The following is a 4,854-nucleotide window of genomic DNA, read 5'->3' on the forward strand; positions in this document are numbered from 1 at the left end:
CCTTGAGGTGGTCGAGGGGGTGCTTCTCGATGATCTGGCCGACGGCCTTGGCGCCCTTCCTGCGCAGGGCCCCGAGCGAGTGTTCGAGGGCTTGTGCCGCGGGTCCCCGGGCGGCCTCGCCCTCCGGTACGTCCGCCTCGTGGAGGGCTTCGGGGAGCTCGCCGAGCGCGACGTCGTCGATGGCGCGGAGCAGTCGGTCCTGGTCGCCCCTGGGTTGCATCAGGACGACGAAGGAGACGGGGTCGTCTCCGTGCAGGGTGGTGACGAAGTCCACGTCCACCGTGGTCAGCGGCTGCTCGATCATCAATACGCTCGTGAACACGGACGCCCTCTCCTTCATGGGCCGAGGCCGGTCGGCCGGCCCCTGCGGAAACCATCCTGCCCCGCTGTGGCGCGGGTCCTGCGCAGGTATACGTGCCCAGCTACGTACCCGTCGGAAGCTAAGCGGAACGCGAAATTCCGCTCCCTTGTCAGATCCGACGGTAGCTCGTGAAGAGGAACCCGGCCTCTTCCAGCACGGAGGCCGGCACGAGCCGGTGCGGAACCGTGACGGAGGGCCCGCCGGCGATCCGCTGGGCGTCGCCCGCGGTGACCATCGGGGAGATCGTCAGGCACAGCTCGTCCAGCGCGTCGGCGGCCACGAACTGCCCCAGCAGCCGGGGCCCGCCCTCGGTCAGCTGGCGGCGCAGCCCCCGGGCGGCCAGCTCCCGCACGGCCCGCGCCGGGTCCACCGCGGCCCCCTCGCCCGCCACCACGACCTCGGCCCCGGCCGCCGTGGCCTCCGCGACCCGGTCGGAGGGGGCGCCGGCGCCGGTCAGCACCAGGGTGGGCACCAGGGGGGAGGTGAACAGGGGCAGGGTGAAGTCCAGGTCCAGGCTCGCGGTGACCACCGCGATGGCCGGGGCGGGGCCCTGTCCGGCGGCCGCGCGGCGGGCCGCGAAGGCCTCACGGGCCCGGGCCGGGCGGTAACCCTCCTGGCGAACCGTTTCCGCGCCGGCGATCACCACGTCGGCCAGGGCCCGCAGGGTACCGAAGATCCGCATGTCCGTCTCGCCGGAGATGGGCTGCGAACGCCCGTCGTGCTGGGCCGCGCCGTCCAGCGTCGACACCATGTTCGCCCGCAGCCAGTGCGCCCCGGGAGCCAGCTCGGGATAGGCGTAGGCCTCCGCCAGCTCGTCCAGCGACCACTCGCGGTCGGCCGTGGCCCCGGAGGGGGAGGATGTCTGATCGGTCACAGGGAACAGGCGTCGCATCGGTGCAGTGTGACACGCCCCGTAGAGTTAAGAGCTGTGTCAACATCACTCTCCACCTCCGGTCCTGCCTCCGGGCAGCCCCCGATAGCCGACGCGGGTCCGCTGGCCCTGTGCGCCCGCGAGCCGCGCGTGCCCGCCGAACGGCTGGTGGCCGAGATGGTCCCGCCGCCGCGCTTCGACTCGGTGCGCTTCGACACCTACAACCCGGACCCGGCCCAGCCGAGCCAGGCCGAGGCCGTCACCGTGCTGAGCGGGTTCGCCGCCGGCCTCGGCGGGGCCCACGCCAGCGGCGCCGGCAAGCGCAAGTGGTTCCAGAAGAAGGCGCCCGCACCGGCCGCCGGCCCGCGCGGGGTCTACCTCGACGGCGGCTACGGCGTCGGCAAGACCCACCTGCTGGCCTCCCTCTGGCACGCCACCCCGGCCGAGCCGGCGCTCAAGGCCTTCGGCACCTTCGTGGAGCTCACGAACCTGGTCGGCGCGCTCGGCTTCCAGCAGACCGTGCAGACCCTGGGCGGGCACCGGCTGCTGTGCATCGACGAGTTCGAGCTGGACGACCCGGGCGACACCGTCCTCGTGTCCTCCCTGCTCAGCCGCCTGGTCGAGCAGGGCGTGGCACTGGCCGCCACCCTGGCCGCCACCTCCAACACGCTGCCCGGCAAGCTCGGCGAGGGCCGCTTCGCCGCCGCCGACTTCCTGCGGGAGATCCAGGGGCTGTCCGCGCACTTCCGGCCGCTGCGCATCGACGGCCAGGACTACCGCCACCGCGGCCTGCCCGAGGCCCCGGCGCCGTTCTCGGACGAGCAGGTCACCAAGGCCGCGTACGCGACCCCCGGCGCGAGCCTCGACGACTTCCCGGGCCTGCTGGAGCACCTGGCCAAGGTCCACCCGAGCCGCTACGGCGCGCTCACGGACGGGATCGCCGCGGTCTGCCTGACCGACGTCGTCCCGGTGCCGGACCAGTCGACGGCGCTGCGCCTGGTCGTCCTGGCCGACCGGCTGTACGACCGGGAGGTGCCGGTCCTGGCCTCCGGCGTGCCCTTCGACCGGCTGTTCAGTGAGGACATGCTGAACGGCGGCTATCGGAAGAAGTACTTCCGAGCCATATCGCGGCTCACCGCGCTCGCCCGCGACGCAAAACCCCTGGTGTCCCAGTAGGTTGGGCACGGCCGGGACGCTCTCGCGGCCCGGCCGTTTCCACTTTCACGAAGGGATCACCATGGCCACCACGCGCCACGCGCACACCGTCTGGGAAGGCAACCTGCTGGAGGGCAAGGGCGTCGTCTCCCTCGACTCCTCGGGCATCGGCAAGTACGACGTCTCCTGGCCCTCCCGTGCCGAGGCCGCGAACGGCAAGACCAGCCCGGAGGAGCTGATCGCCGCCGCCCACTCCAGCTGCTTCTCGATGGCCCTGTCCCACGGCCTGGCCGGCAAGGGCACCCCGCCCACCCGCCTGGAGACCAAGGCCGACGTCACCTTCCAGCCGGGTGAGGGCATCACCGGCATCCACCTCACGGTGGAGGGCGAGGTCCCGGGCATCGACAACGACGCCTTTGTCGCCGCCGCCGAGGACGCCAAGAAGAACTGCCCGGTCAGCCAGGCCCTGACGGGTACGACGATCACCCTGAGCGCCAAGCTCGCCTGATCCGCTTCCCCCGTCGCCCCCGCCGGGCCCCGCGCGTACGCCGCGCCGGGGCCCGGGGGGGTGACGGGGGCGGGCGGGCGCACGCGCCGCCGGGGCGGNGCGCCGGGGCCCGGTGGGGTGACGGGGGCGGGCGGGCGCACGCGCCGCCGGGGCGGCGGGGGTCCGGCGTGGTACCACGGGCCGGTCACATCTCCAGCCACGCACCGGGGAGTTGCCGATGTCCGTCTCCCGACGCAGCCTGCTCGCGGCCGGCGCGGTCGCCTTCACGGGCACCCTCGGCCCGCTCTTCGCCTCCGGCGGCGCCCGGGCCTCCGCCCGGGGGTACGGGCCGCTCCTGCCCGACCCGGACGGGCTGCTCGACCTGCCCGCCGGGTTCTCGTACCGGGTGCTCTCCCGCGCCGGGGACCCGCTGCGCTCCGGGGAGGGCACGGTGCCGTCGAACTGCGACGGCATGGCCGCCTTCGGCGCGGGCGGCGGGCGGGTCCGGCTGGTGCGCAACCACGAGAACCGGGCCTCCGCCACCCTCCGCGTGCCCGCCGTGGACGGGCTGACGTACGACCCCGGGGCCCTGGGCGGCTGCACGGCCTTGGACCTGGACCCCGGTGGCGGGGTCACCGCCGAGCGGGTCGCCCTGGCCGGGACCGCCGTCAACTGCGCGGGGGGCCGCACCCCCTGGAACACCTGGCTGAGCTGCGAGGAGACCGAGGACCGGGCCGGTGCCTCCGGGTACGCCCGCGACCACGGGTACGTCTTCGAGGTCGACCCCGCCGACCCGCACCGCCTGGGCGCCGTCCCGCTGACCGCGCTGGGCCGCTTCGCCCACGAGGCCGTCGCCGTGGACCCGTACCGGGGCGTGGTCTACGAGACCGAGGACGCCTTCGTCAGGCCCTTCGGCCTCTTCTACCGCTTCCTGCCCGCGCGCCCGCTCGGCGGCCCCGGATCCCTGCGGGCCGGCGGCACGCTGGAGGCCCTGCGGGTGCCCGGGGTGCCCGACCTGTCGGTGGTGGACCGGCCGGGGGCGGAGTTCCCGGCGGAGTGGGTGCCCGTGCCGGACCCCTCGGCGGCCGGGACCCCGGTCCGCTTCCAGGACTTCGGGCCGGGCGGGATCACGCACGCCCAGAAGCTGGAGGGCTGCTACTGGGGCGGGACGGGGGTGTACTTCGTCTCCAGCTACGCACGTGGCTCCGAGGGCGCCGCCGCCGACCACCACGGGCAGGTCTGGTTCCACGATCCGGTGCGCGCCCGGATCCGGCTGGAGGTGCGCTTCGGACCGGCCTCCGACATCAGCCTTCCGGGGGACTCCCCCGACAACATCTGCCTCGCCCCGGACGGGGGGCTGATGGTGTGTGAGGACGGCGGAGGGGACCAGTACGTCTTCGGGGTGACCCCGGGCGGGGAGGTCTACCCGGTGGCGCGCAACGCCCAGGACATCGGGAAGCCGGGGGCCCCCGCGTGGGGGGAGTTCGCGGGGGTCACCTTCTCCCCCGACCGGCGGACGATGTACGTCAACGCCTACACGCCCGGTACCACCTTCGCGGTGACCGGACCGTGGCGGTGACCCCGTGACGCCGTGACGCCGTGACGCCGTGACGCGCGGAGGGTACGTGGTGCCGGCGGACCGCGAGGGGTACCGGAACCGGGCGGTCGGCAGGCTGCTGCCGGCGCGCCTGGAGGAGATGGCCCCGCGGTACCCGCCGGCCGCGTTCCACGTCGAGGCGTGCCGTAGCCGCCTGATTGCCGGATAGTCATATATTTTGCGTAGGTGACCCTTTCTGTACGCAAAGTGGCCGCCGCGGCCGCGCTCGGCGCCGTCCTGACGGGATGCGGGGGCGGCGCCGGCGCCCCCCAGGGCGCGAACCAGGCCCGTATGGGCACCCCCGCGGCCTCCGGCCCGGCCGGCTCCGGCCCCGCCGCCGCGTCCTCCCCCTCCGCCCCCGCCTCCTCCGCCTCGCCCCAGGC

General features: G+C 74.5%; 5 protein-coding genes and 1 pseudogene. 4 read left to right on the top strand and 2 right to left on the bottom strand.

Translation table 11 applies throughout. The features are described from left to right. Together VR44_RS34460 and VR44_RS34465 are read right to left on the bottom strand one after the other, a co-directional pair. Positions 1-322 (bottom strand): indole-3-glycerol phosphate synthase (locus VR44_RS34460; RefSeq protein ID WP_245692747.1); only part of this gene is annotated, 322 nt, incomplete at its 3' end. A gap of 148 nt (positions 323-470) precedes the next feature. Next, complete coding sequence (locus VR44_RS34465) at positions 471-1,253, bottom strand: pyrimidine reductase family protein (RefSeq protein WP_045951581.1); 783 nt, start codon at positions 1,251-1,253, stop codon at positions 471-473. A gap of 36 nt (positions 1,254-1,289) precedes the next feature. Here VR44_RS34465 and zapE point away from each other — a divergent pair, with 36 nt between their 5' ends. The 4 genes and pseudogenes from zapE to VR44_RS45540 form a co-directional block, all read left to right on the top strand. Then, positions 1,290-2,408, top strand: a complete 1,119-nt coding sequence (gene zapE / locus VR44_RS34470; RefSeq protein WP_045951582.1) for a cell division protein ZapE — start codon at positions 1,290-1,292, stop codon at positions 2,406-2,408. A gap of 61 nt (positions 2,409-2,469) precedes the next feature. Further along, positions 2,470-2,895: an OsmC family protein gene (locus VR44_RS34475; RefSeq protein WP_045951583.1), complete on the top strand. Its 426-nt coding sequence runs from the start codon at positions 2,470-2,472 to the stop codon at positions 2,893-2,895. 217 nt (positions 2,896-3,112) lie between these two features. Then, positions 3,113-4,453: an alkaline phosphatase PhoX gene (locus tag VR44_RS34480; RefSeq protein WP_045951584.1), complete on the top strand. Its 1,341-nt coding sequence runs from the start codon at positions 3,113-3,115 to the stop codon at positions 4,451-4,453. A gap of 204 nt (positions 4,454-4,657) precedes the next feature. After that, positions 4,658-4,854, top strand: a pseudogene (locus VR44_RS45540) (hypothetical protein); the annotation flags it as partial.

This window comes from Streptomyces katrae (assembly GCF_000966975.1).
GTDB lineage: Bacteria > Actinomycetota > Actinomycetes > Streptomycetales > Streptomycetaceae > Streptomyces > Streptomyces katrae.